This is a genomic window from Rhodobacter capsulatus (genome assembly GCF_003254295.1).
In the GTDB taxonomy this organism is placed as follows: domain Bacteria; phylum Pseudomonadota; class Alphaproteobacteria; order Rhodobacterales; family Rhodobacteraceae; genus Rhodobacter; species Rhodobacter capsulatus.
Genome location: NZ_QKZO01000004.1, coordinates 94,540 through 119,503, shown reverse-complemented (window position 1 = coordinate 119,503; position 24,964 = coordinate 94,540). Strand labels below are relative to the sequence as shown.

27 protein-coding genes are annotated in these 24,964 nt (G+C 65.8%); 6 read left to right on the top strand and 21 right to left on the bottom strand.

What is annotated here, in order from left to right:
- Positions 1-57: 57 nt before the first annotated feature.
- The 4 genes from LY44_RS07120 to LY44_RS07105 are packed head-to-tail and all read right to left on the bottom strand — an operon-like array spanning position 58 to position 3,022.
- Positions 58-1,614: a cryptochrome/photolyase family protein gene (locus LY44_RS07120; RefSeq protein WP_055209553.1), complete on the bottom strand. Its 1,557-nt coding sequence runs from the start codon at positions 1,612-1,614 to the stop codon at positions 58-60.
- The gene (locus LY44_RS07115) at positions 1,611-1,751 is read right to left on the bottom strand and encodes a DUF2256 domain-containing protein (RefSeq protein WP_065118346.1); all 141 of its coding nucleotides are present in this window, start codon (positions 1,749-1,751) and stop codon (positions 1,611-1,613) included. The genes LY44_RS07120 and LY44_RS07115 overlap by 4 nt, the downstream gene beginning before the upstream one ends.
- Positions 1,752-2,303: a glutathione peroxidase gene (locus tag LY44_RS07110; protein WP_055209554.1), complete on the bottom strand. Its 552-nt coding sequence runs from the start codon at positions 2,301-2,303 to the stop codon at positions 1,752-1,754. It lies immediately after the preceding gene.
- The gene (locus LY44_RS07105) at positions 2,300-3,022 is read right to left on the bottom strand and encodes a hypothetical protein (protein ID WP_055209555.1); all 723 of its coding nucleotides are present in this window, start codon (positions 3,020-3,022) and stop codon (positions 2,300-2,302) included. Before LY44_RS07105 ends, LY44_RS07110 begins: the two co-directional genes overlap by 4 nt.
- 164 nt (positions 3,023-3,186) lie before the next feature.
- On the opposite strand from LY44_RS07105, the gene LY44_RS07100 reads away from it, so the two are divergent.
- Together LY44_RS07100 and LY44_RS07095 are read left to right on the top strand one after the other, a co-directional pair.
- Entirely contained in the window at positions 3,187-3,732 is a 546-nt protein-coding gene (locus LY44_RS07100; protein ID WP_055209556.1) for a sigma-70 family RNA polymerase sigma factor, read from the top strand.
- Positions 3,729-4,403, top strand: coding sequence for an anti-sigma factor (locus tag LY44_RS07095; protein ID WP_055209557.1), 675 nt, complete (start codon positions 3,729-3,731; stop codon positions 4,401-4,403). Before LY44_RS07100 ends, LY44_RS07095 begins: the two co-directional genes overlap by 4 nt.
- Here LY44_RS07095 and LY44_RS07090 read toward each other — a convergent pair.
- The 14 genes from LY44_RS07090 to LY44_RS07025 all read right to left on the bottom strand — a co-directional run bounded on the left by LY44_RS07090 (position 4,400) and on the right by LY44_RS07025 (position 17,274).
- The gene (locus tag LY44_RS07090; RefSeq protein WP_055209558.1) at positions 4,400-4,984 is read right to left on the bottom strand and encodes a hypothetical protein; all 585 of its coding nucleotides are present in this window, start codon (positions 4,982-4,984) and stop codon (positions 4,400-4,402) included. The two genes, LY44_RS07095 and LY44_RS07090, sit on opposite strands and share 4 nt — an antisense overlap.
- Positions 4,985-5,126: 142 nt before the next feature.
- Positions 5,127-7,052 carry a 1-deoxy-D-xylulose-5-phosphate synthase gene (gene dxs / locus LY44_RS07085; protein WP_055209559.1) on the bottom strand — a complete coding sequence of 642 codons (1,926 nt, stop codon included), beginning with the start codon at positions 7,050-7,052 and terminating at the stop codon, positions 5,127-5,129.
- A gap of 181 nt (positions 7,053-7,233) precedes the next feature.
- Positions 7,234-7,470, bottom strand: coding sequence for an RC-LH1 core complex protein PufX (gene pufX / locus LY44_RS07080; protein ID WP_111395987.1), 237 nt, complete (start codon positions 7,468-7,470; stop codon positions 7,234-7,236).
- Between the two features lie 12 nt (positions 7,471-7,482).
- Positions 7,483-8,406 carry a photosynthetic reaction center subunit M gene (gene pufM, locus LY44_RS07075; protein WP_055209561.1) on the bottom strand — a complete coding sequence of 308 codons (924 nt, stop codon included), beginning with the start codon at positions 8,404-8,406 and terminating at the stop codon, positions 7,483-7,485.
- Positions 8,399-9,247 (bottom strand): photosynthetic reaction center subunit L, encoded by an 849-nt coding sequence (pufL, locus tag LY44_RS07070; RefSeq protein WP_055209562.1) that lies wholly within the window; start codon positions 9,245-9,247, stop codon positions 8,399-8,401. The genes pufM and pufL overlap by 8 nt, the downstream gene beginning before the upstream one ends.
- Before the next feature lie 132 nt (positions 9,248-9,379).
- Positions 9,380-9,556, bottom strand: a complete 177-nt coding sequence (gene pufA / locus LY44_RS07065) for a light-harvesting antenna LH1, alpha subunit (RefSeq protein ID WP_013066436.1) — start codon at positions 9,554-9,556, stop codon at positions 9,380-9,382.
- Positions 9,557-9,569: 13 nt separating this feature from the next.
- Positions 9,570-9,719: a light-harvesting antenna LH1, beta subunit gene (gene pufB, locus LY44_RS07060; protein WP_013066435.1), complete on the bottom strand. Its 150-nt coding sequence runs from the start codon at positions 9,717-9,719 to the stop codon at positions 9,570-9,572.
- 156 nt (positions 9,720-9,875) lie between these two features.
- Positions 9,876-10,100, bottom strand: coding sequence for a cytochrome PufQ (pufQ, locus tag LY44_RS07055; RefSeq protein WP_055209563.1), 225 nt, complete (start codon positions 10,098-10,100; stop codon positions 9,876-9,878).
- 1 nt (position 10,101) lies between these two features.
- Complete coding sequence (gene bchZ, locus LY44_RS07050) at positions 10,102-11,574, bottom strand: chlorophyllide a reductase subunit Z (RefSeq protein ID WP_055209564.1); 1,473 nt, start codon at positions 11,572-11,574, stop codon at positions 10,102-10,104.
- Positions 11,574-13,067: a chlorophyllide a reductase subunit Y gene (gene bchY / locus LY44_RS07045; protein WP_055209565.1), complete on the bottom strand. Its 1,494-nt coding sequence runs from the start codon at positions 13,065-13,067 to the stop codon at positions 11,574-11,576. Before bchY ends, bchZ begins: the two co-directional genes overlap by 1 nt.
- 45 nt (positions 13,068-13,112) lie before the next feature.
- Positions 13,113-14,114: a chlorophyllide a reductase iron protein subunit X gene (locus LY44_RS07040; RefSeq protein ID WP_055209566.1), complete on the bottom strand. Its 1,002-nt coding sequence runs from the start codon at positions 14,112-14,114 to the stop codon at positions 13,113-13,115.
- Positions 14,114-15,058 carry a chlorophyll synthesis pathway protein BchC gene (bchC, locus tag LY44_RS07035; RefSeq protein WP_055209567.1) on the bottom strand — a complete coding sequence of 315 codons (945 nt, stop codon included), beginning with the start codon at positions 15,056-15,058 and terminating at the stop codon, positions 14,114-14,116. The genes LY44_RS07040 and bchC overlap by 1 nt, the downstream gene beginning before the upstream one ends.
- 162 nt (positions 15,059-15,220) lie before the next feature.
- A complete protein-coding gene (locus LY44_RS07030; protein ID WP_055209568.1) occupies positions 15,221-16,402 on the bottom strand; it encodes a methyltransferase in 1,182 nt (393 codons plus the stop codon).
- A 2-nt stretch (positions 16,403-16,404) separates the two neighbouring features.
- Positions 16,405-17,274 (bottom strand): polyprenyl synthetase family protein, encoded by an 870-nt coding sequence (locus LY44_RS07025; protein ID WP_055209569.1) that lies wholly within the window; start codon positions 17,272-17,274, stop codon positions 16,405-16,407.
- A gap of 136 nt (positions 17,275-17,410) precedes the next feature.
- Between LY44_RS07025 and crtD the strand changes: the two genes are divergently transcribed.
- Entirely contained in the window at positions 17,411-18,895 is a 1,485-nt protein-coding gene (crtD, locus tag LY44_RS07020; protein WP_055209570.1) for a 1-hydroxycarotenoid 3,4-desaturase CrtD, read from the top strand.
- Positions 18,896-18,960: 65 nt separating this feature from the next.
- The gene (crtC, locus tag LY44_RS07015) at positions 18,961-19,806 is read left to right on the top strand and encodes a carotenoid 1,2-hydratase (RefSeq protein ID WP_081024433.1); all 846 of its coding nucleotides are present in this window, start codon (positions 18,961-18,963) and stop codon (positions 19,804-19,806) included.
- A gap of 60 nt (positions 19,807-19,866) precedes the next feature.
- Here crtC and tspO read toward each other — a convergent pair whose 3' ends face one another.
- The 3 genes from tspO to LY44_RS07000 all read right to left on the bottom strand — a co-directional run bounded on the left by tspO (position 19,867) and on the right by LY44_RS07000 (position 23,032).
- Complete coding sequence (tspO, locus tag LY44_RS07010) at positions 19,867-20,349, bottom strand: tryptophan-rich sensory protein TspO (protein ID WP_055209571.1); 483 nt, start codon at positions 20,347-20,349, stop codon at positions 19,867-19,869.
- A gap of 77 nt (positions 20,350-20,426) precedes the next feature.
- Entirely contained in the window at positions 20,427-21,452 is a 1,026-nt protein-coding gene (gene crtB / locus LY44_RS07005) for a 15-cis-phytoene synthase (RefSeq protein WP_055209572.1), read from the bottom strand.
- Positions 21,449-23,032 carry a phytoene desaturase gene (locus LY44_RS07000; protein ID WP_055209573.1) on the bottom strand — a complete coding sequence of 528 codons (1,584 nt, stop codon included), beginning with the start codon at positions 23,030-23,032 and terminating at the stop codon, positions 21,449-21,451. The genes crtB and LY44_RS07000 overlap by 4 nt, the downstream gene beginning before the upstream one ends.
- Positions 23,033-23,189: 157 nt before the next feature.
- On the opposite strand from LY44_RS07000, the gene crtA reads away from it, so the two are divergent.
- Positions 23,190-23,915 carry a spheroidene monooxygenase gene (crtA, locus tag LY44_RS06995; protein ID WP_055209574.1) on the top strand — a complete coding sequence of 242 codons (726 nt, stop codon included), beginning with the start codon at positions 23,190-23,192 and terminating at the stop codon, positions 23,913-23,915.
- Complete coding sequence (gene bchI / locus LY44_RS06990) at positions 23,912-24,964, top strand: magnesium chelatase ATPase subunit I (RefSeq protein WP_055209575.1); 1,053 nt, start codon at positions 23,912-23,914, stop codon at positions 24,962-24,964. Before crtA ends, bchI begins: the two co-directional genes overlap by 4 nt.

The window sequence follows — 24,964 nt, the reverse complement described above, 5'->3', positions numbered from 1 at the left end:
AGCCCGTGCGCACCGGGCGGGGAAAGGCAGTGCCTTTCCTGATCCGCCCGAAACGACTTACACCCCCAGCGACAACTGCCCCGACGGCGCCTCGGGCCCGTCCATCCGCGCGAAGAACCCCTCGGCCTCGGAGACAATTGCCGCCCGCTCCCCCTCCCCCATCGCCGCAAGCGCCTTGTAGGGCAGCGCCATCCGGGGGTTCTTTCCGAACCGGTCCTGATGGGTGATCAGGAAATTCCAGTACAGATAATTCATCGGACAGGCGTTCCGCCCGGTCCGCGCCTTGGCATCATAGCCGCAACCGCGGCAGTAATCCGACATCCGCCCGATATAGGCCGCCGCCGCCGCATACGGTTTCGACCCCAGCCGCCCGCCATCGGCATGGGCCACCATCCCGTGCACATTCGGCAGTTCGACCCACTCGAAGGCGTCCGCATAGACGGCCAGATACCAGTCCTCGATCTGGCCGGGCGCGATCCCGGCCAGAAGCGCGAAATTCCCCGTCATCATCAGCCGTTGAATATGATGCGCATAGGCATTGTCGCGCGTGCCCCGGATCACCTCGGCCAGACAGCGCATCCGCGTTTCGCCGGTCCAGTAGAAGGCCGGAAGCGGCCGCACCGCATTCAGCGCATTCGTCGCCGCATAGCCCGGCATCCCGGTCCAATAGATCCCGCGCACGAATTCGCGCCAGCCGATCACCTGCCGGATGAAGCCCTCGACCGCGTTCAGGGGCGCCCTGCCCGCGTGATATTCCGCCTCGGCCGCCTGCGCGACCTCGAGCGCGGTCAGAAGACCGATGTTCAGCGCGGGCGCGATCAGGGCATGATAGAGGAAATCCTCGCCCGCCTGCATCGCATCCTGCCAGTCGCCAAAAGCGGGCAGCACGGTCAAGAAATCATCCAGCGCCAAAAGCGCCTCAGTGCGCGTCACCGGCCAGCCGAAGCGATCAAGCCTGCCAAAGTGATCGCCAAACCGCGCCTCGACCAGCGCCATCACCTCGGCCGTCAGCGCATCCGGGACGAAGCGTTTGCGCTGCGGGCCTTGATGGCCGCGCGGCAGGGCCTTGCGGTTCTCGGCGTCGAAATTCCATTTGCCGCCAAGGGGTTTCGCCCCCTCCATCAAAAGCCCGGTGCGCCGCCGCATCTCGCGGTAGAAATATTCCATCCGCCCGGTCTTGCCCGCCGCCGTCAGCCGCGCAAATTCGGCGGGGGAACACAGGAAACGGTCGTCCTCGCGGATCTCGACCGGCACACCGATCCCCTCGGCCCAGCCCCGCATCAGCTGCAGCACCCGCCATTCGCCCGGATGGGTGACCACCACGGCCTCGGGCCGGTGCCGCGCCACCGCCCGGGCCAGTTCGCCGGTGAAATCCTGCAGATTGCCCGGATCGTCCAGCCGCACGTAATCGACGGTGATCCCTTCGGCGCGCAGCTCATCCGCGAAATGCCGCATCGCCGACAGGACCAGCAGCAGCTTCTGCTTGTGATGGCGCACATAGGTCGCCTCGGCCGCGACCTCGACCATCAGCACCACATCCCGCGTGGGCTCGATCCCGTCCAAAGACGCGATCCCCCGCGTCAGCTGATCGCCCAGGATAAAAACCAGCCTCATCGCGCGCGGCGGCAGCGGTCAGAGCAGAACCGGACGTTCTCCCAGTCCCGCGCCCATTTCTTGCGCCAGCTGAACGGGCGGCCGCATCCGGCGCAGATCTTTTGCGCCAGATCGCCCTTGCGCAGCATCTTCGCCACTTACGCCCCCGGCAGAAGCGGTTCGAAGGAGGCGCGGATCGCGCTGCTTTCGGGCTTCGTCATCGAGCCCCAGGTGGCGACCACCCGGCCCTCGCCATCCAGCAGCACCTTGTTGAAATTCCAGCGCGGCACGAAGCCCTGCGTCTCCTTCAGCCATTTGAAGAACGGATGCGCGCCCTCGCCCAGAACCGGGGTGATATCGGTCATCGGCACCGTCAGCCCATAGGTCAGGGTGCAGAATTCCGACACGTCCTTGCCGCTCTCCAGCTCCTGCTTGAAATCATCCGAGGGCACGGCGAGCACGATCAACCCCTTCGGCCCCCAGATCTTGTGCAAGGCCTGCAGCCCCTCGAGCTGCGGGGTGAAGCCGCACAGCGACGCCGTGTTCACGACCAGCACCGGATGGCCGCGATAAGCGGCGGTGTCGATCACGCCGCCTTCGATCGAGACAAAGGTGAAGGTCGGCGCCTCGGCCTCGGTCGCGCGGGCAGCGGGGGCGGCAAAGGCGCCGAAGCCGCTCAGCACCGCGGCCGCCATCAGCTTGAGTTTCATTGCAGTTTCCTCCTGCGCAAAAGAAGCGTTGCCGCGACAAGCAAAAGCCCGACAAGGGCGAGAGCGAGCACCGGCCAGTCCCCCGCCCGGGCATTCGACACGATCACCCCAAACAGCGCCCAGCCCGCGCCAAAGGCGTAGCTTGGCACATCGGGGCGGCGCCAGACGACCACAAGCGCGGTCAGGGTGACGCCGGTCAGCGACAGATAGGCCGCCTGCTGGCCGGTCAAGACCCCCTGCCCGCCCAGCGTGATGGCGATGGCGACACCGCAGGCCGCCGTCACCCAGCCCGCATAAAGCCCGACCGGCCCCGCGCCCCAAAGCCCGGCCCCGCCTCGGCCCCTTGGCGCGCGCAAAAACGCCGCAATCGCGGTCGCCGCCATGAAGATCAGCATCACCGTCGCCAGAACCGGCTGCAAATTCGCCACGGTGATCCAGAAACTGCCCACCGCCAGCGACAGGATCAGCGCCGGGCGCATCTCTTGCCAGCCCTCGTCCCGCCAGGCCCGGACCAGCCCGTAAGCCGCCCCGGCGATCAGCCAAAGATAGATCGCCCCCCAGATCGAGAACGCCCAGCCGATCGGCTGCACCGGCCAACGATCCGCCACGACCGGGAATTGCGACGGCGTGAAGCCGCGAAAGCCGTCGGTCAGGAACGGCGATCCGGCAAAGGTCAGCGTCGTGATCAGCACCAGGGGCGCAAGCAGCCTGCGGTCCATCCATGTCCTCCGTTTTCACCATCCTGCGCGTCCGAAGCGACAAGCGCAACCGGGGCGATTGTCATCGCGGCCGGGCTCGTGTCATTCTTCTTTTGACAAGACGCGGCCGACAGGCAAAAGGTTGCGTCCGAAACGACGAAAGCGGCGAAAGGCGACCGGATCAGATGGCGGATGCAGGACAGGATCTGGGGGAATTGCTGGCGCGGGTGGCGCTGGCGGACCGGGCCGCTTTCGAACGACTTTATTCCGTGCAGGGCGCGAAACTTTTCGGCCTCTGCCTGCGTCTCCTCAAGGACCGCCGTGAAGCGGAGGATGCCTTGCAGGATGTCTTCGTGAAGATCTGGATGAATGCCGATCGTTATGTGCCCGCGGTGGCCAGCCCCGCCGCCTGGCTCAATGCGGTCACCCGCAACCTGTGCCTCGACCGGCTGCGGCGACGCAAGGGCGGCGAGGTGGGTGTGGAGGCGCTGGAAGACCTGCCCGCCGAGGCCCCGGGCCCCGAGACCGCAGCGATCCGCGCCTCGGAGGGGCGGCAGATCGAGACCTGTCTGGACCGTCTGGACAATGCCCGCGCCGAAGCCGTGCGCCGCGCCTATGTCGAGGGCGAAAGCTATCTGGAACTGGCGGAACGCTTTGCCGTGCCGCTCAATACGATGCGGTCCTGGCTGCGCCGGTCGCTGATCTCGCTGCGGGAGTGTCTGGAAGGATGAGCGGGCTGACGCAGGACGATATCGCGCTAGCGGGGGAATATGTGCTGGGCACCCTGCCCGGCCCCGAGCGGCTGACCATGACGCGGCGGATCGCGACCGATCCCGATTTCGCCCGCGAGGTGGCGCGCTGGGAAAGCCGCTTCGATCCGCTCGCGGCCGAGGTGACGCCGGTGGCGCCGCCCGCGCGGCTCTGGTCGGGGGTCGAGGCCCGGGTCTTCGGGCGACCGCAGCAGGCGGGCTTTGGCCTTTGGCGCTGGCTGGCCGGGGCTTCGGGGCTGTCGGTGGCGTTTCTGGCGGCGCTTTTGACGCTCGGGCAGCCGCTTCTGCCAGCGCGCGGACCGATGCTGGTCTCGGACATGGTCTCCACCGATGGCACGGTGCGGCTGGCGGCGCTTTATGACAGCGAGACCGGCGAGATGCGGGTGTCGGTGGGGGGCAAGGCCCCTGCGCCGGGGCGCGATTTCGAATTGTGGGTGATCGCGGGCGAAGCGACGCCGATTTCGCTCGGCGTGATGCCGCGGCAGGGCCAGGCGGCGATGCCGATCCCCGAGGCGATCCGGCCGATGCTGGCCGAGGCGGTGCTGGCGATCACTGAAGAACCGCTGGGCGGATCGCCCGAAGGCGTCGCCACCGGCCCGCTGGTCGCCAAGGCGGCGCTGCGCCGGATCTAGGCTGCGCCCGGGCCGAAGCCGCCGGTCATCGGCGTGCCGGGCGCCCGGCGCTGGCGCAGGCTGGCCACAGCCTCCTCGATCTGCGCCGCACAGCCCGGGCAGACGGCGTAATCGACCGCTGTCGGATGCGCTGCGCCCAGATCCTCGGCGAAGGTCCAGCCGCGTCCGGGCAAGTGCACCGCCCCGCAGAACGAGCATTTCCGCGCCGCGGCCGACGCTTCGGCATGCCACGGCGGCAGCGCCTCCTCGAAGGCGCGGGCATCGCGCAGATCATGCACCATCAGCACGCGATCCTCCTTCATCGGCTGAATCGTCAGCTGCACGCGGCGCAGAAGCTTCGGGCTGTCGCAGCGATAGTCGATGCGCAGCGGTGCCGCGGCGTCGCGCACGGCACCGATCATCCGCACCAGCGCGGCACGTGTGGTCTCGCCCGCGACATGGCGCGCAAGCGGCGTGGCCAGCACGCGGTTCGAGCCCGCGCCCGAGCCGCCATTTGCCAGCGCGAATTCGTCCCATTCGCCACCGATCCAGAGGATCCGGTCCTGCGGGTCAAGCACGTAATAAACCTGTTGGAATTTCAAGAGCTTCGTCCGACTGCAAGTCCCGCCCGACCGCGAGACCCTGCCCGACTGTGTCATGGTCAGCTTGTCGCAGGCAAGCCAAATGCACGAACGCGGCGAATTAATGCCTTGTCCGTGCATCTTTGCAGTGTCTCGCGCGGTCTTACGCGCTGTGCACGACCCGCACCGCCTTGGCAGGCCGCGCCGCGGCAAGGGCTGTGTCGCGGATGTCATGCGCCGTCAGCCCGGCCCAGGCATACATTTCCTCGGGCGAGCCGTGGTCGATGTAGCAGTCGGGCAGCGTCATCGTGCGGATGGCGCGGCCCTTTTCCAGCTGGCCGGTGCGGGCAAGGTAATGCAGCACCATCGCGCCGAAACCGCCCATCGCGCCCTGTTCAAGGGTGATCAGCGCCGCGTGGCCCTCGATCAGCCGGTCGATCAGATCGGTGTCGAGCGGACGGCAGAAGCGGGCATCGGCGACAGTGGTCGAAACCCCCTCGGCCTCAAGCATCTCGGCCGCTTTCAGCGCCTGCGAAAGGTGCGCGCCAAAGGACAGGATCGCGACCTCGGTGCCTTCCGTCAAAACCCGGCCCTTGCCGATTTCCAGCACTTCGCCGCGGTCGGGCATCTCGACGCCCCGGCCCTCGCCGCGCGGATAGCGCAAAGCGATCGGCCCGCTGTCATGCGCCGCCGCGGTCACGACCATGTGGCACAATTCCGCCTCGTCCGCCGCCGCCATCACGGTGAAATTCGGCAGGTTCGCCAGCATCGACACGTCGAAGGCCCCGGCATGGGTCGCCCCGTCCTGCCCCACCAGCCCGGCGCGGTCGATCATCAGCCGCACCGGCAGGTTTTGCAGCGCCACATCATGCACAAGCTGGTCATAGCCGCGCTGCACGAAGCTGGAATAAAGCGCGAGGAAGGGTTTCAGCCCCGAGGCCGCCATGCCCGCGGCAAAGGTCACCGCATGCTGTTCCGCGATGCCGACGTCAAAGACCCGGCGCGGAAAGCGTTTTTGCATGATGTCGAGGCCGGTGCCGGTGGGCATCGCCGCCGTCACCGCGACAATCGCCTGATCGCGCGCGGCTTCCTCGGTCAGACGCTCGCCGAAGACGGCGGTGTAGTTCGGCGCGTTCGGGATCGATTTCTTCTGCTTGCCGGTCTCGATGTCGAATTTCGACACGCCATGCAGCTTGTCCTCGGCGCCCTCGGCGGGGGCATAGCCCTTGCCCTTGGTGGTGCAGACATGGATCAGGACCGGACCCGAGGCGCGGGCGCGGGTGACGCGCAGCGTCTCGACCAGTTCCGCCATGTCATGGCCGTTGACCGGGCCGATATAGTCGAAGCCGAGTTCTTCAAACAGCGTCGCGCCGCCGGGCATCGCCGTCACCATCTGCCGGGCACGCCGCGCGCCATCGCGCACCGGGCCGGGCAGATGCATCTCGATCCCCTCGGCCGCGGCTTTCAGCGCCGCAAAGGGCGCCTGCCGGGCGATGGTGTTCAGATAATGCTGCAACGCCCCCACCGGCGGCGCGATCGACATGTCATTGTCGTTCAGGATGACGAACATCCGCGATTTCAGATGGCCCGCGTGGTTCAGCGCCTCATAGGCCATGCCCGCGGTGATCGAACCGTCGCCGATGATGGCAATGGTGTCGCCGACCGGCTGGCCCAGTTCCCGACCGACTGCAAAGCCGAGCGCGGCCGAGATCGAGGTCGAGGAATGGCCCGCGCCAAAGGCGTCATGCGGGCTTTCCGACCGTTTCGGGAAGCCCGAGATCCCCCCCGCCTGGCGCAAGGTCAGCATGCGCGCGCGGCGGCCGGTCAGGATCTTGTGCGGATAGCATTGGTGGCCCACGTCCCAGATCAGCTTGTCGCCGGGCGAATTGAAGACCGCATGCAGCGCGACCGTCAGCTCGACGACGCCCAGCGAGGAACCAAGATGCCCCCCGGTCTGGCTGACCACTTCGACGATCTCGTGCCGGACTTCGGAGGCGAGCGCCGTCAGATCGGCAATGCTCATCGCCTTGAGATCGGCAGGACCGGTCACGCGGTCAAGATGGGGGGTGCGGGATGGCGTGGCGCTCATGGTTGCGTCCTCCGATGAGCTGTCTGGTCCAAAAGGGTGCCGCGGGGGTCGGACCTGCGGCACCAGGTGCCTGTCATCAACAGGGAAGGGATCGGGGCTGTGGGGCCCCGGAGTTTCCGGGCCTTGACCCGGAACGGAATACCCCGGCCGCGCGACACGGGCGCGGCCGGGGAAAGCGGTCTCAGACGACTTCGGTCGCGTGTTGAACGACGACTTCGGTCGTGTAGGGCGAGGGCGCCTGGTGCGCGCGCTCGGGAAGCATCAGGCCAAGGCCGTAGGACCCCAGCACCAGACCCAGACCGAACAGGAACGGGATCGAGCCAAGGAAGGCACCATAGGCCATCTGACGACCGATCCAGATCCCCATCGCGAACTTCGAGCCGTTTTCGTAGTCGAAGGGTTTGTCGAACATGGACATGGTCTCTTCTCCTTACGGGGTCACGGGGGCGTAGCCGTGGACTTGCGCCCAGACATACCAGTTGTCGACAACGGTGCCCGAGAGCAGGATGCCGATACCGCCGGTCAGCGTCACCATCACGGCCATCCAGATCGCCCAGCGGTGGATGCCTTCCATGGTGGCGTTGAAGCCCATCGTCCAGCGCCAGAACAGGGCGGCGCGTTCCGAGGCGGTGCCGCGGTCAGCGATCTGTTCCAGCTCGCGTTCGCCGCCGAAACGGGTCACCGCGAGGATCGTCGCGCCGTGCATGGCGAACAGGAGCGCCGAGCCGTAGAGGGCGGCGATCGAGAGGCCGTGGAACGGGTTGTAGAACAGGTTGCCGTGGTCGAGCGAGAACTGGTTCGTCCAGTCGAGGTGCGAGAAGATGCCGTAGGGCACGCCAACGCTCCACGACCCCATCAGGATCGGACGCCAGAAGCCGAGAACCGACCACAGCCAGATCGCCGACAGGAAGGCCCAGGCCATGTGCTTGCCCATGCCGAGCTGGTCGGCGCGGGTGTAGACACGGACCCACCAGGCAATGACCGAAATCGCCATGAACAGCGACGCGATCTGCCAGACACCGCCCTGTTTCAGCGGAGCAAGCGCAAGACCATATTCGGCCGGCGGCGGCTCCAGGCTGAAGAAGAACAGATCCCGCATGAAGATGAAGGGATCGAACCCGGCCTGATACCAGTACCACACACCGATGGTGAAGAACCAGGCCGCACCGAAGACCAGCGAGACGGTGCCGGCGATGCCGAGATAGATCGGCCCGATCTGGGCGTTCCCCATCCAGCCGAGGATGCTCAACATCCCCGCAGGCGTGCGTTCGTAGGTGTCGACGTCTTCCTTGAGGCCCATTTCGGGCGCACCGGCGACCTGAACCTGGTTAAAGAAGTTCTGATACTCAGCCATTGATGCCTCCTGCCATGTCGACCCAGAACGGCATGTTCACCCACCAGTACCACCAGTCACTCCACAGATCGAAGTAGATGGTGCCGGAGACGAGCATGCACATGGCCGACCAGAACACCGCGTTCAGCGCAAGCAGCAGGCCGAGGCGGTGAATGCCGAGCGTGCCGACCGAATAGCCCATGAGGTCACGGAAGTAGGTGTCCTCGTGGTCCGGCGTCCGCATCGTCTTGCCTTTGACCGGGTTGGCGGCCGAAAGGACCAGAGCCCCGTGCATCGCCAGCGCCCAGGCGGTGGTGAAGAACAGGCTGATGCCCAGCATGTGGAACGGGTTGTAGTGGAAGTTGCCGTAGGTGTAGCCGGTGTTCGACACCCAGTCGAGGTGCGTCCAGATACCATACGGGAAGGCGTAGCCCCACGACCCCATCATCATCGGACGGATCACGACGAGGACCAGATAGGCAAAGATCGCCATCGAGAAGGCCACCGGAATGTGGAAGCCGATCCCGAGCTTGCGGCAGATTTCGACCTCACGCAGAGCCCAGCTGCAGAAGGCGCCCGTCGCGCAGACGGTGATGACCTGCCAAAGACCGCCCTTGTCGAGGGCTGCCACGTTCAGACCATTTTCCACCGGCGGCGGAAAGATGGAGATCAATTGGGGGTTCCACGTGCCCTGCATCGCGGCTCCCCAAAGGATAAGCAAAAAGCCGAGCGTGGCGAAGAAGATGGTGGTGACCCCGAAGAACCCGACATAGAAGGGTCCGACCCAGAAGTCGAAAAGGCTCCCGCCAATCAAGGTGCCGCCCGGCACACGGTATTTTCGTTCGAAGCTGAGCAAAGCCATGCCCGTGTCTCCGCTGTTGCGGGACGGTCCTTGGCCCGGCAAAAGGCCTCAGATCGTGCCGATGGGTTGCGTCTTGCGGTATGGTCGCGGGCGGGGCGAGACTCTCGCCCCGCCCGCAACGCTCAGTAACGCTTACTGGGCAGCAGCCACGTAGCCATGCTTGGCGGTGGCAACGGTCAGCCAGTTGAAAGCGGGGGTCGAGAGCAGGATCAGGTGGATCAGCACCGCGAGCAGGAACAGGAACACGCCCTGAGCCACGAACACGCGACGGGGGTCGAAAACGAGCCAGATTTTGTAGAACTTGGACATTTTCAGTTTCTCCTCAGAACCACGGACGCCAGATCATGACCGCCAGATGGGCGAGCACCGCGACGGCGATGAACGCCGACAGCCCGCTCATGTAGACGGCATGCAGTTCTTGCGCTTGCTCGTCGGTAAGACCTGTGAAGCTCAGGTCGTTCTTATCAGCCATAACAACCTCCGGATTGGCAGACTGACGCCGCATTCCCTGCGGCTGGGCAAACGAAATGGCACCTGCCATCCCGCATTTCCACCACGAGGGGCTCATCCCGCCCGTGGAGAACTTCGACCGACGGGGCTATGGCCCCCGCCGGAATTCCTTACCGGCTCAGGGCCGGAAAATCTCGGGCGTGATCTCGCCGGCCTCGCGCCAGGCGCGGGCGAAGGGCCCGCACTCGGGGACACGGCGTTCCCGCACCAGGGACATGACCCAGCCGACCAGCGCGAAAGGCACTGCGACGATCAGGATCAGCGAAAAGTAAAGAGCGAACTCGGGACGCGGCACACGGTCGACATGTTGGACGCCATGAGCGCGAAGACGCTGGCTTTGCATTTCAGTTCCCCCCCTTCCGATCCGTGGTCGCATCCCCAAGGGCTTCGACCATTTCAAGAACCACTCTTTCAGCCCCCTGATCGAGAGCCGCCTTCTCGGCCGCGTCACGCAGCGACTTGGCCGCCGAAATCCTTGTCAGGATCGGATGCTGCGACACGATCCGATCCAGAGCCGCCTGCGCATCCGCATCCCAGGGCATGTCACGACGCAAGGTTGCCGGTGTTGCCGCGGCGCTGTCCATTTCGGAAGCGAGCGGCAGGATATTGAACAGCGCGTCGAACAGTCCGTTACAGATTTCTTGCAGCAGGTAGACGCTACCCATGTAACCCATGAAGGGGGTGCCCGTCGCGCGGCGGATCGCCGCGCCGGGGAACGAGGCGGGCACGAACGAGGCCGCAGGGCCATGACCGGCCTTGGTTTCAGCCAGATAAATCTTCTCGTTGATCGATCCGAACACCACCAGAGGGCGAGTTTGGCGGATCAAACCGCGAACTTCGTCGCTTTTCGTCTTCTCTCCGGCCTTTCGGGCCACCGCAAAGGCGCAAGGCAGGCCCAGATCGCCCTCGAGATAGGCTTTTATGCCGCGGGCATAGGTCTCGGTGGCGACGATTCCGAAGCTGGCCGTCGCGAAGAAGTCTTGCGTGACAGATCGCCACAGATCCCACAAGGGCTTCAAAGTTGCATGTTTTTCGCGCTCGATGAAGGGCTCGGGGTCAAGACCGAGCAGCTCGCCAAGGCGGCGCAGGAACTTTGTGGTGCTTTCGAGGCCAATCGGCGCCTGCAGATAGGGCTTGCCGAGAATCTCTGCCAGGTTCCGGCCGAATTCGCGGTACATCACCACGTTCACATCGGCATTCACCAGGTTGCGGACCTCGCTCAGATGGGTGCCGAGGGGGAACACCATGTTCACCTCGGCGCCGATTCCCTCAACCAGACGGCGAATCTCGTGCAGGTCCGAGGCCATGTTGAAGGCGCCATACATCGGACCAAGGATGTTGACCCGCGGCTTCGCCCCTTCGGGGCGCAAACGCTCGCCCGGCATCCGGCCTTTGGTCATGCCGTATTCGGTGAAAAGCCAGGTCATCGCGCGATCGGCGCATTGCCACTGGTCCTCGTCGATGGTGCGGGCCAGGAAGCGTTGCAGGTTCGTGCCCTGCGGCGTCACGCCGCCGCCGATCATCTCGGCAATTGAGCCGGTGACAACGACCGAGGGCAGAAGCGGATCCAGCGTCTTCCACGCCCGGCTCATCGCGCCTTCGGTGCCCTCGCGGCCCAGTTCAGCCTCGCCCAAGCCCGTGACGACGATCGGCAGCTCATGCGGCGGCAGCCCGTCGGTGTAGTGCAGCACCGAGGTCACCGGCAGGTTTTCACAGCCCACCGGACCGTCGATGACCACCTGAAGACCCTTGACGGCGCAGAAGGTGTAAACCGCGCCCCAATAGCCCCCTGCCCTGTCGTGATCGAGGAGAAACATCAGATCATCTCCTCGGCTTTGGCCAGTTTCGCGGCTTTTTCCATCTTCTTGCGCTGTTGTTCGCGGAAGTCGGGGTAAAGCTTCGGCGTGTCCTGCCAGATCCCGGCGGTGTCGCCCTCGCCCACGCCCTCGAAGAACGCCTTCATCTTGCCCATGCGTTCGCGGTTGCCCATCGCCGCAGTCATCACCTGCGCCAGCGATCCGGCGCCCGCAGGCCCCATCAGCGGCCGGGCCGAGATCAGGTTGGTGAAGTAAAGCGCCGGAATGCCAAGCGCTTTCGCCTTTTGCACCAGAGGCGTCGTGCCGATCGCCAAATCGGGTTCGAACCCCTCCATCGCGGCGCAATCGTCTTCGAGGCTGGCGCGGTATTTCACCACGACGCCGCGCTCCTCGAGCCAGTCCTTGTCCCAGGCGCTCCAGGGCGTGCGGGGGGCGGCGGTGCCGACATAGGGCACCTCGGCGCCGGATTCGATCAGAAGACGCGCCACCAGCAGCTCCGAGCCCTCATAGCCCGAAACGGTGATCCGCCCCTTGATCGGCGCGCCCGCGATGGCGCCCTTGATCGCGGGACCAAAGGCATTCTGAGCGCTAGCGATCTTGTCGGGCGAGACGTCATAGGCGCGGCCGATATTGGCCAGCCATTCCATCGTCCCGTCATGGCCGACCGGGGCCGAGCCGACGATGGCGCGGCCTGCGGCTTCGAACTGGCGAATGGCCGCGGTGTAGAACGGATGGATGGCGGCGATCACCTTGCTGTCGAGCGCGGCATAAAGCTCGCGCCAGTCGCGCATCGGCACGGTCGGACCGACAGCCAGCCCCATCGGCGCCAGCATCGCGCCAATCACCATCGGATCGGCCGGGAACATCTCGCCCAGAAGCGTCACCGTCGGACGGTCGGACCGGCCCGAGATCGGCGCAGGCACCGGCCCCGCCATGACCTCTTGCCGGGCATAGTTCAGCATCGCGCCCGAAAGCACATCTTTCGCCTCGGCATGGGTCGGCACGCCAAAGCCCGGAACATCGATGCCGACAACGCGGACACCGTTGATTTCGTTCGGCAAAAGCTGCAGCGGCACGCCCGAAGCGGTGGGCACGCAGAGGTTGATGACAACGATGGCATCGTACCGCGCGGGGTCGGCCAGATCATGCACCGCGGCGCGGACGTCTTCGAAGAGCTTGCCCGTCACCAGCGTTTCCGAATCGAAGGGCACGTAGCCCACCGAGCGGCGCGCGCCATAGAAATGCGAGATGAACGAGAGCCCATAGACGCAGCAGGCCGAGCCACACAGCACGGTCGCCACCCGACGCATCCGCAGCCCGACGCGCAGCGCGCCAAAGGCCGGACACATGGTTTGCGGCTTGTCATGCGGCCCGACCGGATAATCGGCCTTGAACCGCGCCATCAGCTCGGCATTGCCCGCGGCGGCGGCCTGCGCAGCCAGACGTTCATTGCCCGCGCCACAGCCGCCTTCGGCTTGCGGAAGATCGGTCATGCCCGGCCCTCCGTGCAAGCGGCCCGGGCTCTCGCAGCAGTGCGGTCACACATCGTCGTAGATCACTTCCAGAGATTTCTTCGGCGCGGCATTCGAGCCACGCAGGTCTTCGTCGGTCGCGGGGACCAGTTCGACGACGCGGGTTTCCTCGTCGGTCTCGAACAGGCCCAGCAACGCATCGGGCGAGAGCGGGCGCGGCCGCAAGGGCGGCGCATCGGCGACATTGCCCGCCAGTTCCTCGAACAGCTTGCCCCAGGGCGTCGCATGGGTGCCGACGATCTGATAGGCGGCCGATTTGCGGCGCAGCTCTTCATCAGCCGGGATCGCGGCCAGGATCGGAATCCCCACCTCGCGGGCGAAAGCTTGCGCCTCGCCGGTGCCGTCATCCTTGTTGATGACGATCCCCGCCACGCCGACATTGCCGCCGAGCTTGCGGAAATATTCGACCGCGTTGCAGACGTTGTTCGCGACGTAAAGCGATTGCAAATCGTTCGAGCCGATCACGATCACCTTTTGGGCCATGTCGCGGGCGATCGGCAGGCCGAAGCCGCCGCAGACCACGTCGCCAAGGAAATCAAGCAGGACGAAGTCGAAATCCCAGTCATGGAAGCCGAGCTTTTCCAGAAGCTCGAAGCCGTGGATGATGCCGCGACCGCCGCAGCCGCGGCCGACTTCCGGCCCGCCCAGCTCCATCGCGAAGACGCCGCCCGACTTGAAGCAGACATCGCCGACTTTCACTTCCTCGCCCGCAAGCTTCTTCTTCGTCGCGGTCTCGATGATCGTCGGGCAGTTCTTGCCGCCGAACAGAAGCGAGGTCGTGTCCGATTTCGGGTCGCAGCCGATCAGCAGCACGCGCTTGCCCATTTCGGCCATCATGTGGGACAGGTTGGCCAGGGTGAAGGACTTGCCCGAACCGCCCTTGCCGTAGATCGCGATGATCTGCGTCTTCTTGGTCGGCGGCTGCTCGGGGATTTCGAGCGTGGGCTCTTCGGCGGCTTCTTCCCGCAGACGGGCGTCAAATCCCTTCAGGTTGGGTGCGTCAGTCATTATTTTGCATCTTTCCAGTCAAGGATCATCTTCAGGCAGTCGGGGTTTTCGAAAGCGGTCTGATAGGCCTCGGCCGCTTCCGCCGCGGGGCGACGGTGGGTGATGAGACCGTCGAGCGAGAGCGCCCCGCTTTCGATCAGCGCGCGCGTCGCGGAGAGATCCGCAGGCTGCCATTCGGCGGCGATGCGCAGGCGCATTTCCTTCATGAAGGCGGGAACGAAGGCGAAGCTGACCGGCACCGTATAGAAGCCGCAGAGCACCAGTTCCCCGCCCTTGCCCAGACGCCCGACGAGCTGGTCGATCAGACCGGGCGCGCCCGAGGCGTCATAGATGGCCTTGTAGTCGCGCCGGGGATCGGCTTCGGGGTCCAGAACCTCATAGCCGACCGCGCCCGAGCGCCGGGCAGGATTGGTTTCCCACACGGTCGGCGGCTTGCCCCCGGCGGCGATGGTCAGACGAGCCAGAAGCCGCCCAAGGGTGCCATGGCCGACGATCAGATCGGGCAGCGCATTGTCGAAGCCCGCCAGCGCATGCCGCGCGGTCGCGGCCAGTGCCAGCAGCGCGCCCTCGGGGCCGATGCCGGGATCAAGACGGCAGACCCGCGAGGCGGCGGTGACAAGACGCCCGGAGGCGCCGCCAAACAGCCCGCGCAGGCCGCCGGTGAAGCAGTTGGCGCCGGGAACGAAGACGTGATCGCCCGGTCGGAAGCCGGTGTCGGGGGCGGCTTGAACGACCTCTCCGAAGCTTTCGTAGCCGGGAACAAGCGGATATCCCATGCCCGGGAAGGGTGGCATGGTGCCGAGCCAGAACAATTTCTCGGTGCCAGTCGAAATGCCCGAATAGGCGATATCCACGACGAGGTCCCCCGGTCCGGGGTCGGTCAGACCGGCGATGCCCGTCGAGATGGCCTTGGGCCCGGACATTATGACGACTTGCGTTTCCATTACGTGCTCCCGGTATGATCACGCCGGAGAGTCGGGCTGATCACGCCTATGTGTATCATTGAACTTACACGCCCGACTGTCAATTTGATTAGACACTTTTGCGACAGACGGATGTGCGACTTTCTGACCCCCGGGTCAGAACCGGGCCCGAACGCAACCGTGTCAGCCGCGTTCGGCCTCGATCACCGAGGTGATGAAGGGGCGCAGGGCACGCGGCTTGGAAACCTTGGCGAACCCGGCCTTTTCAAGCATTTGCTTGATCTCTTCGGGGGATCTTGTGCGCCCCGAACTCATCGCCATCGTGTAGAAGGCGAAATAGACATCGCAGGCGCGGTCGGGTTTTGCGCCCCCCGCCATCGCTTCCGAGATGATCAGACGGCCGCCCGGCGGCAGCGCGGCATGGACCTTGGCCAGAAGCGGTTCCACCACGCTGTCAGGATGATCATACAGCACGCGCACCAAGGTGATGACATCGGCGCCCTGCGGGATCGGATCGTCGCGGAAACTGCCCGGCGCGAAATCCAGCTTCGGGCTGAAGCGGTCCGCCACCGCCAGCACATGCGGCAGGTCAAAGAGCGTCAGCGGCAGCTCGGGATAATGCTTGGCGACCGAGCGCAGGAAAGCCCCGGTGCCGCCGCCCACATCCATCACCCGCTTGGCATCGCGCAGATCGACAAGCCGCAAGGTATCATCGGCGACGACGCGCTGGCTGTCGGCCATCAGCTGCGAATAGCGCTCGGCCAGACCCGCGTCTTCCTGCGCCAAAGGCCCGAAGACATAGGGCCAGAAGCCCGCCAGCTCGGGTTCGATGTCGCCTTTCAGGAAAGCCACCGGATCGGCCAGATCGCGATAGAGAACGGGGTGATGGCGCACCATCGCCTCGAGCCCCGGCACGGTGATGAAGGCGGCGCCGCGCGGCGCGAGTTGCCAGAGCCCGCGGCGGAACTTCACCAGCTTGAGCGCGGCGGCGGCCTGCATCAGCACCGCCAGCCGGTCCTCGGCCAGGCCGGTGCGTTCGGCCAGCGCGGGCAAGGGCCATGAGGCCCCGGCCAGAATGTGCAGCACCCGGAATTCGACGATCGCCAGCAGAACCTGACTTTGCACGAAACCCGAAACGATGTCGAACAGCGCCTCGCCCTCGCGCCGGGTGACGCGGTTCATCAGCGGCAGGCGCTCGAAGATCTCATGCAGCCGTTGCGAGAGCGCGATCCGGGTGAAGAAATTCACCCGCCCCGGCTGCACCGGCACCGCCCCGGGCTGGCCCGGAACCAGCGGTTGCTTTCCCGTTCCCGTCGGCTGCGCGGTCCGGTCGGCCGTCGCGCCCGTGTGGTCGTCCTTCGGCACGATCAGCCCCTCTCGGCGCTGGCCGGGATGTCCATGATCTTGTGGGCGTAAAGCTGCACCATCTGCGCCAGCTTCGCCTCACCGGGGCAGGACGGGATCGAGGCGATCGCCCCCGCCAGCACATCTTGCAGATGTTTGCGCGCCCCTTCGATCCCCATCGTCTTGACCGCATTCGGGCGTTCATTCGCGATGTCCTGCCCGGCAGGTTTGCCCATCGCCTCGGCCGACATCAGCGCGTCTTTCAGATCGTCGGCGATCTGGAAGGCAGAGCCGATCCGCATCCCCAGATCGAACCAGGGCTCGGCCTCGTAGCCCGCCGCAATCGCCCCCATCTGGGTCGCGGCAATGAAGAGCGCCCCGGTCTTCGCCTGATGATAGGCGGCCAGATCGACCTTGGATTCGCTTTCCCAGGCCTGACCGGCACAGATCCCGCCGCGCGCGCCCGACAACTGACCGAGTTTCGAAATCAGCTTCAGCGCCCGCTCGGGGTTCACGGGGCCGACATCGGCCAGAACCTCGAAGCCGCGGATCAGCAGGCTGTCACCCGCCAGAACCGCCAGCGGCTCGTTATAGGCCTTGTGCAGCGAGGCCTTGCCGCGCCGGATGTCGGCATTGTCGAAGGCGGGCAGATCGTCATGCACGAGGCTGGCGCAATGCATCAGCTCCAGCGCCACGGCCGCGGCATCGGTGATGGCCGGGCAATCGTCGCCACAGGCGAGCGCGACCGACACAAGGATCGTCGGCCGGATCCGCGCGCCGCCGGGAAACACCCCGTAAGGCAGCGCGGCGGCAAGCAACGGCGGAGATTCGCCCAAAGCTTCGGGCGACAGCGCCTTGACCAGCGCCGACTCGATACGTTTATCCAGAGACATGACAGAGCCCTCCGCTGCGTCACGACGCACATTGGCATTCGCACCTACCTGTGTAAACTGAAAGTTACACCCAAGAATATGGGACAAAATTGCACTCCCAGGCGGGTGCGGACGGCGGTGCGTGCGGGAGCGAGAGATGCGAAGTGAAACGGACGTCGTGGTGATCGGCGCCGGAATGGGGGGCCTTGCGGCCGCCATCGGTGCGGCGGCGGCGGGCCTTCGGGTCACGGTGGTTGAGGCGGGCGATGCTCCGGGCGGCAAGGCAAGGGCGGTTCCGACGCCGGGCGGCCCTGCGGATACGGGGCCCACGGTCTTGACGATGCGCCACGTTCTGGACGGGCTTTTCGCCGCCTGCGGCACCCGCGCCGAGGAGCATCTGACGCTGATCCCCCTGCCCCGACTCGCCCGGCATTTCTGGCCCGACGGCTCCAGCCTTGATCTGTTCACCGACACCGAGGCCAATATCGAGGCGATCCGCGCCTTTGCCGGCGACAAGGAGGCTGCGGCATTCCGCCGCTTCGATCACCTGACGACGGGGCTGTGGGAGGCGTTCCACCGCTCGGTCATCGCGGCGCCGAAGCCGGACCTTTTGCGAATCGCTGCGGCAACGATGACGCGCCCGCAACTGTGGCCCGCGCTGCGCCCCGGTCTGACGATGCGCGATCTGCTCGCCCATCACTTCAAGGATCCGCGGCTGGCGCAGCTGTTCGGCCGTTACGCCACCTATGTCGGCGGCCGTCCGGGGGCGACGCCCGCGGTGCTCTCGCTGATCTGGCAGGCCGAGGTGCAGGGCGTCTGGGCGATCCGCGAGGGGATGCATGGCGTCGCCGCCGCGCTGGCCCGGGTGGCCGAGGCGAAGGGCGTGCGGTTCCATTACGGCGCCAAGGCCAAGCGCATCGTGCGCAAGGAAGGCCGGGTGAGTGCGGTCGAGATCGAGACCGGCGCCTCGATCCCCTGCGGCGCCTGCATCTTCAACGGCGATCCGGGCGCGCTGCGCGACGGGCTTCTGGGCGCTGCCGCCCGCGCCTCGATGGAGAAATCGCCCCGCCCCGCCCCCAGCCTCTCGGCCTGGGTCTGGGCCTTTGGCGCCACCCCGATCGGCGTCGATCTGGCGCATCACAACGTCTTCTTCACCGCCGATCCGGAGCTGGAATTCGGCCCGATCGGCGCGGGCGAGATGCCCGAGGAGCCCACGCTTTACATCTGTGCACAGGACCGCGAGATGCAGGCCCCGGTGCCGGAGATCGAACGTTTCGAGATCATCATGAACGGCCCCGCAGGCCATCAACCCTTTCCTCAGGAGGAGGCACAATGCAGGGCACGCACCTTCCCGATGCTCGCCGCGATGGGACTGACCTTCAGCCCGGATCCGGAAACCCGGGCGCTGACGACACCGGCGCTTCTGTCGCGGCGGTTCCCGGGCTCGCTGGGGGCGATCTACGGCGGCTCGCCAGAGGGGACGCTGGCGACGTTCCGGCGGCCTCTGGCCCGGACGGGGCTCAAGGGGCTCTATCTGGCGGGTGGGGGAACGCACCCGGGTGCCGGGGTGCCCATGGCGCTGACTTCCGGGACGCATGCAGCACGGGCCTTGCTGGCGGACCGGATTTCCGCCGCGAAGTAGGGCCGAACGGCTACGCCTGGTGGTATTGCGACGGCATCTCGGACGACGGCGAAAAGGCCTTCTCGATGATCGCCTTCATCGGCTCGGTATTCAGCCCGTGGTATCGCTGGTCGGGCCGTCGCGAGCCGCAGAACCACTGCTGCATCAACATGGTGACGACCGGCACCGACGGGCGCTTCACGATGACCGACCGCGGGCGGTCCGCGCTGCGGCAATCGCGCGACGTGTTTCAGGTCGGGCCCTCGAAGCTGACCTGGACCGGCAAGGAGCTGGTGATCGATGTCGATGAATGGGGGGCTTTGCCGAAGCTTGGCAAGCTCAAGGGCCGGGTCGTGCTGACGCCGCGCGCGGTGACCGGGGTCGAGGTACGGCTGACCCCCGATGCGGGCCACACCTGGCGGCCTTTCGCGCCCATCGCCGATGTCGAGGTCGATCTGGCGCCCGGGCACAAATGGACCGGGCACGGCTATTTCGACGCCAATTTCGGCACCCGCGCGCTGGAGGAGGATTTCTCGTTCTGGACCTGGGGGCGGTTCCCGCTGAAGGATCGGACGGTCTGTTTCTATGATGCGACGCGGCTGGACCGGACCAAGGTCGCCCTGGCGGTGCAGATCAATCCGGACGGCTCGGTCTGCGAGATCGACACCCCGCCGCCGCTCGTGAAGATGAAACGCACGCCCTGGTTCGTGCGGCGTGAAACCCGCTGCGATCCGGGCGCGCATCCGGCGGGGGTCCATTCCCTGCTGGAGGCGCCGTTCTATTCCCGCGCGCTGATGCGCACGACAATCGACGGCGAGGAAACGGTGGGGATGCACGAGGCGCTGGATCTGGTGCGGTTCCGCCAGCCGGTGTTGAAGCCGATGCTGGCCGTGCGGGTGCCACGCCGGGCCGGGTGGAAGCACAAGGACTGACGAAAAGGCCCCGCCGGTGCTGCCGGCGGGGCCTTCAATCCTCGGGGTCGGGCCCGCCGGTCAGAGCGTGACCGGCTTTTCGCCCGGATTGAGCCGCCAGACGCTGAAGTTCAGCGCGCCCGCCACCGTCACCCAGATCACATAGGGCACGAACATCAGCCCCGAGACCCAATCGACGCTCCAGAACAGGACGCAGGTGGCAAAGACGCTCAGCCAGAGCAGCGTCAGCACCAGCATCCCCCCGCCCAGACGCCGCAGACCAAAGAAGATCGGCGTCCAAAGCGTGTTGACCGCGATCTGCACCGCCCAGAAGGCCAGCCCCAGAACGGCCAGTTCGTTTTCGCCAGCCAGCCCGGAAATGCGGGCGGCCGAAATCGACATCAGGATGTAAAGCGTGGACCAGGCGACGGGAAACAGCCAGTTCGGCGGCACCCAGCTCGGTTTCTTCAGGCTCTCATACCAGGCGCCCGGGCTGAAGATCGCTCCGGTCGCGCCCGCACAGGCGCAGGCGACGAAATAGACGGCAAACAGGGTCAGGCTCATGATGGCCTCCGGTTGTGGACACGCCCCGTTGTGGACCCGGGGCGCGCACACGTCCAGTGACGAACCGTCGCGGCCCGTCAGGAAGCCCGGTCGATCACCAGCCCGCGATCCCGCGCCTTCAGCGCCATCAGCGCCGAAATCAGCACTTCCGAGCGCTCGGGATTCAGGTTGCGATGCGCCGCGGCATCGACCAGATAGGCCACCTCGGGCTCGGGTTTGGCATGCACCCGCGGCGACAGCGGCAGCATCGAACCCGCCGTCGCCGTCATCGCGGAATTCGCCACCAGCCACAGCTTGCGGCCCTTGGTGGTGTGGGCGCGCCGGGTGATGTTGTCGTATTTCGCCTTCGCCACCTCGGCGCCGATCGCGGCATAGATCTTGCCCGCGGCCATGATCCCCGGCCGACAGTCAAAGGGCAAAAGCCGCACGCCGGTCGCCGCACGCCAGTAAAGCCGGTCGGCGCGGTTCAGCAACCGCTCGGTCACCCGGCGGATGCCCTTGCCGGGCTGCGGATCGCGCAGGAAGGCGTGCGGATCGACGCCCTCCTCGAGCATCCAGTCGGTGGGCAGGAACAGCCGCCCGGCGCGCGCATCCTCGCCGACGTCGCGGGCAATGTTCGACATCTGCATCGCCAGACCCAGATCGCAGGCCCGCGCCAGCGCATCGGGGTCGCGCACCCGCATCAGCACGCACATCATCGCGCCGACAGCGGCCGCCACCCGCGCCGAATAGGACTGCACGTCGGAAAGCGAGTGATACCACCGCCCCTCGGCATCCCAGGCCAGACCCTCCAGCAGCGCCTCGGGCAATTCGCGCGGCATCTCGAATTCCTCGACCACCGCGGCAAAGGCGCGATCGCAAGGCGTGTTGCGCGGACGGCCGGAATAGATGTCCTCCAGCCGATCCCCCAGTTTGCACACCGCCGCCGCCTTGTCGCGATGGCCGACTTCGTCCACCTCGTCATCGGCGATCCGGCAAAAGGCGTAAAGCGCCAGCGCGGGGTCTCTCACCCGCGCTGGCAGAACCCTCGACGCCGCATGGAAGGAGTAGCTGCCGGTGCGGATCAGCTCCCGGCAGACCACCATATCCTCGGTCGAGATCATTGCGCCGCCTTGGCCCGGGGGGTCCGGGCCTTGGATGCCGCCGCCGGAGCCTCCGCCGGGGTCTCGGGCCTCGGCGCATCGGGGATCATCTGCGCGACGATCTCGCCCGAGCCGATCACCGAGGGCACACCGGCGCCCGGATGGGTGCCTGCGCCGACCAGATAGAGCCCGTCCACCTCTTCCGAGGCATTGTGCGGGCGGAACCAGGCCGATTGCAGGATCCGCGGCTCAAGCGAGAACCCGGCGCCCAGCGGCGACAGATAGCGGTCGCGGAAGGTTTCCGGCGTGAAGACCACTTCCTCGGTGATCTTGTCAGTGACCCCCGGCAGCAGCCGTTCCTCGATCACCTTCAAGACCTTGGCCTTGTATTTCTCGGCCTCGACCGACCAGTCGACGCCATTGTCGAAGCCAAGGTTCGGCACCGGCGAGAGGACGTAGAACGTGTCGTCGCCCTTCGGCGCCGCGGTCGGATCGGTGACCGAGGGACGGTGGACATAAAGGCTCATGTCCTCGGCCAGCTCGCCCTTGATGAAGATGTCGGCAACATGTTCCTTGTAGCGCGGCCCGACGACGACGGTGTGGTGGCCCACATCCTTCCACATCTTGGCCGTGCCCTTGGTGCCGAAATACCAGACGAAAAGCCCCATCGACCAGCGTTTCTTGTCGAGCTTCTCGTCGGTCCAGCGCCAGCGGTCGCGGTTGCGCAAAAGCCGCTTGTAGGTGTGGCCCGCATCGGCGTTCGAGACAACGACCTGCGCCGGAAGCTCGGTCCCGTCCATCAGCCGGATGCCGGTGGCCTTGCCCTCGCGCGACACCAGGATCTCGTCGACCTCGGTCGACATCCGCATCTCGCCGCCCTGATCGGTGATCACCTTGGCCATCGCATCGGCAATCGCCTGCACGCCGCCGATCGCGTAATGGACGCCGAATTTCTTCTCGAGCTGGCTGACGAGGATATACATCGACGTCACGTGGAAGGGGTCGCCGCCGATGAAGAGCGGGTGGAACGACAGCGCGAAGCGCAGATGTTCGTCCTTCACCATCTTCTTGGCATGGCCATAGACCGAGCGGTCGGCGCGCAGCCAGCCGAAGGTCGGCAGAACCTTGATCAGGTCCCACAGCTTGCTCATCGGCTTGCGGCCGAGGTTTTCGTAACCGAATTCGTAGCGGGCCTTGGCGTCCCACATGAAATGGCGGAAGCCCTCGACATCGCCGGGGCTGATCCGCGCCACCTCGGCCTTGACCTTGGCGTCATCGCCATAGGCGGTGTATTTCTCGCCATCGGGGAAATCGATGGTGTAAAAGGGCTCCATCGGGACAAGGCTCACGTCCTTGTCGAAATCGCGCCCGCAATCGGCCCAAAGCTCGCGCAGCCGATCCGGCACCGTGACGATGGTCGGGCCAAGGTCGAATCGATATCCGCCCTTGGTGATCGAAGACCCACGCCCGCCGGGCCGATCCAGACGATCGACGACCGTCACCTTGTAACCTTTTGCGCCCAGCCGCATCGCTGCGGCAAGACCGCCAAGGCCGGCACCGATGACAACGGCGCGACCCATACCTTCTGTGTTCTTGGACATGGTCTCTTCGGTAGTTTTTGGTTGCATTGGGGGGATGATAGGTCGTCAATTCCGATTTACAACTGTCGACGCTGTCTCGCGACAAAACGTCTGAGGCCTTCCATTACAAGGGCCCGACATGTAAATATCCCGTTACACTTCATAGGGGAGGACGTAGATGCCTGTCGCCTCACTCAGCCTGTTCCGTTTTGACGGCACAAGCTCGCTGCCGTGGATCATCAGCCAGATGATCCTGTCCCGCCGCCCCCTTCACGACGAGCCGCGGGTCAAGTTCTACAAACTGTGCGGATCGGGCACCGGCGAGGGCTTCACGCCCAAGCCGAACTGGCGCGTCTGGGCGATCATGGCGGCCTTTGACAATGAGGCCGATGCCCGCGACGTGACGACGAACCATCCGGTCTGGAAGCGCTGGCGGGCGCATGCCACGGAAACGCTGGTCTTTCACCTGCAACCGCTGTCGGCGCGCGGCACCTGGGGCGGCGTGAACGCCTTCCTGCCCGAAAAACCCGCCGAACCCAGCCCGGACGAGCCCGTCGTCGCGCTGACCCGCGCCTCGATCAAGCCGCACAAGGCGGGCGCCTTCTGGTCGCATGTGCCGAATATTTCCCAAAAGGTCGGCGAGGATCAGAACTTGATGTTCAAGATCGGGATCGGAGAGATTCCCCTTTTCCATCAAGTGACTTTCTCGATCTGGCCGGATGTGGCAAAGATGAACGCCTTCGCCCGCGGCGACACGCCGCATGGCAGGGCGATCCGCGCTGCGCGTGAAGAAGGTTGGTTCACCGAAGAACTCTATGCCCGGTTCCGTCTGCTCGGGACCGAGGGAAGCTGGATGGGCAAGGACCCGCTCGCCAGCCAAGTCTTGGAAAGGGAAACTGCATGACTACCGCCGACGCTCGACTTCAACCCTCTGCTTCGGGCGCGAAGACGAGACCCGTCTTTCCCTTTTCGGCCATCGTCGGTCAGGAAGACATGAAACTGGCGCTGCTGTTGACCGCGGTTGATCCCGGCATCGGCGGCGTTCTGGTCTTTGGCGACCGCGGCACCGGCAAATCGACCGCGGTGCGGGCGCTGGCGGCGCTTTTGCCCGAGATCGAGGCGGTCGCGGGCTGCCCGGTGTCCTCGCCGAACGTGGACATGATCCCCGACTGGGCCACCGTGCTCTCGACCGAGATCGTGCGCAAGCCGACCCCGGTCGTCGATCTGCCGCTCGGCGTGTCGGAAGACCGCGTGGTGGGGGCGCTCGACATCGAGCGCGCGATCTCGAAAGGGGAAAAGGCGTTCGAACCGGGCCTGCTGGCCCGGGCCAACCGCGGCTATCTTTACATCGACGAATGCAACCTGCTGGAAGATCACATCGTCGACCTGCTGCTGGACGTGGCGCAATCGGGCGAGAACGTGGTGGAACGCGACGGGCTGTCGATCCGCCACCCGGCGCGTTTCGTTCTGGTCGGCTCGGGCAACCCCGAAGAGGGTGACTTGCGGCCGCAGCTGCTCGACCGTTTCGGCCTCTCGGTCGAGGTTCTGTCGCCCCGCGACGTCGAGACCCGGGTCGAGGTGATCCGTCGCCGCGACACCTATGACGCCGATCCGAAAGCGTTTCTGGAAGAATGGCGGCCGAAGGACATGGAGATCCGCGCCCAGATCCTTGCGGCGCGCGAGCACCTGCCGAAGGTCGAGGCGCCCAACACCGCGCTTTATGACTGCGCCGCGCTCTGCATCGCGCTTGGCTCGGACGGTCTGCGCGGCGAGCTGACGCTGCTGCGGTCTGCCCGTGCCTTGGCGGCGCTCGAAGGCGCGGCGGCGGTCGGTCGCGATCACCTGAAGCGGGTGGCGACGATGGCGCTCTCGCACCGTCTGCGCCGCGATCCCCTTGATGAAGCTGGCTCGACGGCCCGCGTGGCCCGGACGGTCGAAGAAACGTTGCCGTAA

What these genes read in the sequence shown, in the direction of transcription:
- LY44_RS07120 (WP_055209553.1), bottom strand. Translation starts at nt 1,614, where the DNA reads ATGAGGCTGGTTTTTATCCTGGGCGATCAGCTGACGCGGGGGATCGCG.
- LY44_RS07110 (WP_055209554.1), bottom strand. Translation starts at nt 2,303, where the DNA reads ATGAAACTCAAGCTGATGGCGGCCGCGGTGCTGAGCGGCTTCGGCGCC.
- LY44_RS07105 (WP_055209555.1), bottom strand. Translation starts at nt 3,022, where the DNA reads ATGGACCGCAGGCTGCTTGCGCCCCTGGTGCTGATCACGACGCTGACC.
- LY44_RS07100 (WP_055209556.1), top strand. Translation starts at nt 3,187, where the DNA reads ATGGCGGATGCAGGACAGGATCTGGGGGAATTGCTGGCGCGGGTGGCG.
- LY44_RS07095 (WP_055209557.1), top strand. Translation starts at nt 3,729, where the DNA reads ATGAGCGGGCTGACGCAGGACGATATCGCGCTAGCGGGGGAATATGTG.
- dxs (WP_055209559.1), bottom strand. Translation starts at nt 7,052, where the DNA reads ATGAGCGCCACGCCATCCCGCACCCCCCATCTTGACCGCGTGACCGGT.
- pufX (WP_111395987.1), bottom strand. Translation starts at nt 7,470, where the DNA reads ATGTCCATGTTCGACAAACCCTTCGACTACGAAAACGGCTCGAAGTTC.
- pufM (WP_055209561.1), bottom strand. Translation starts at nt 8,406, where the DNA reads ATGGCTGAGTATCAGAACTTCTTTAACCAGGTTCAGGTCGCCGGTGCG.
- pufL (WP_055209562.1), bottom strand. Translation starts at nt 9,247, where the DNA reads ATGGCTTTGCTCAGCTTCGAACGAAAATACCGTGTGCCGGGCGGCACC.
- pufA (WP_013066436.1), bottom strand. Translation starts at nt 9,556, where the DNA reads ATGTCCAAGTTCTACAAAATCTGGCTCGTTTTCGACCCCCGTCGCGTG.
- pufB (WP_013066435.1), bottom strand. Translation starts at nt 9,719, where the DNA reads ATGGCTGATAAGAACGACCTGAGCTTCACAGGTCTTACCGACGAGCAA.
- pufQ (WP_055209563.1), bottom strand. Translation starts at nt 10,100, where the DNA reads ATGCAAAGCCAGCGTCTTCGCGCTCATGGCGTCCAACATGTCGACCGT.
- bchZ (WP_055209564.1), bottom strand. Translation starts at nt 11,574, where the DNA reads ATGTTTCTCCTCGATCACGACAGGGCAGGGGGCTATTGGGGCGCGGTT.
- bchY (WP_055209565.1), bottom strand. Translation starts at nt 13,067, where the DNA reads ATGACCGATCTTCCGCAAGCCGAAGGCGGCTGTGGCGCGGGCAATGAA.
- LY44_RS07040 (WP_055209566.1), bottom strand. Translation starts at nt 14,114, where the DNA reads ATGACTGACGCACCCAACCTGAAGGGATTTGACGCCCGTCTGCGGGAA.
- bchC (WP_055209567.1), bottom strand. Translation starts at nt 15,058, where the DNA reads ATGGAAACGCAAGTCGTCATAATGTCCGGGCCCAAGGCCATCTCGACG.
- LY44_RS07025 (WP_055209569.1), bottom strand. Translation starts at nt 17,274, where the DNA reads ATGTCTCTGGATAAACGTATCGAGTCGGCGCTGGTCAAGGCGCTGTCG.
- crtD (WP_055209570.1), top strand. Translation starts at nt 17,411, where the DNA reads ATGCGAAGTGAAACGGACGTCGTGGTGATCGGCGCCGGAATGGGGGGC.
- crtC (WP_081024433.1), top strand. Translation starts at nt 18,961, where the DNA reads ATGATCGCCTTCATCGGCTCGGTATTCAGCCCGTGGTATCGCTGGTCG.
- tspO (WP_055209571.1), bottom strand. Translation starts at nt 20,349, where the DNA reads ATGAGCCTGACCCTGTTTGCCGTCTATTTCGTCGCCTGCGCCTGTGCG.
- crtB (WP_055209572.1), bottom strand. Translation starts at nt 21,452, where the DNA reads ATGATCTCGACCGAGGATATGGTGGTCTGCCGGGAGCTGATCCGCACC.
- LY44_RS07000 (WP_055209573.1), bottom strand. Translation starts at nt 23,032, where the DNA reads ATGTCCAAGAACACAGAAGGTATGGGTCGCGCCGTTGTCATCGGTGCC.
- crtA (WP_055209574.1), top strand. Translation starts at nt 23,190, where the DNA reads ATGCCTGTCGCCTCACTCAGCCTGTTCCGTTTTGACGGCACAAGCTCG.
- bchI (WP_055209575.1), top strand. Translation starts at nt 23,912, where the DNA reads ATGACTACCGCCGACGCTCGACTTCAACCCTCTGCTTCGGGCGCGAAG.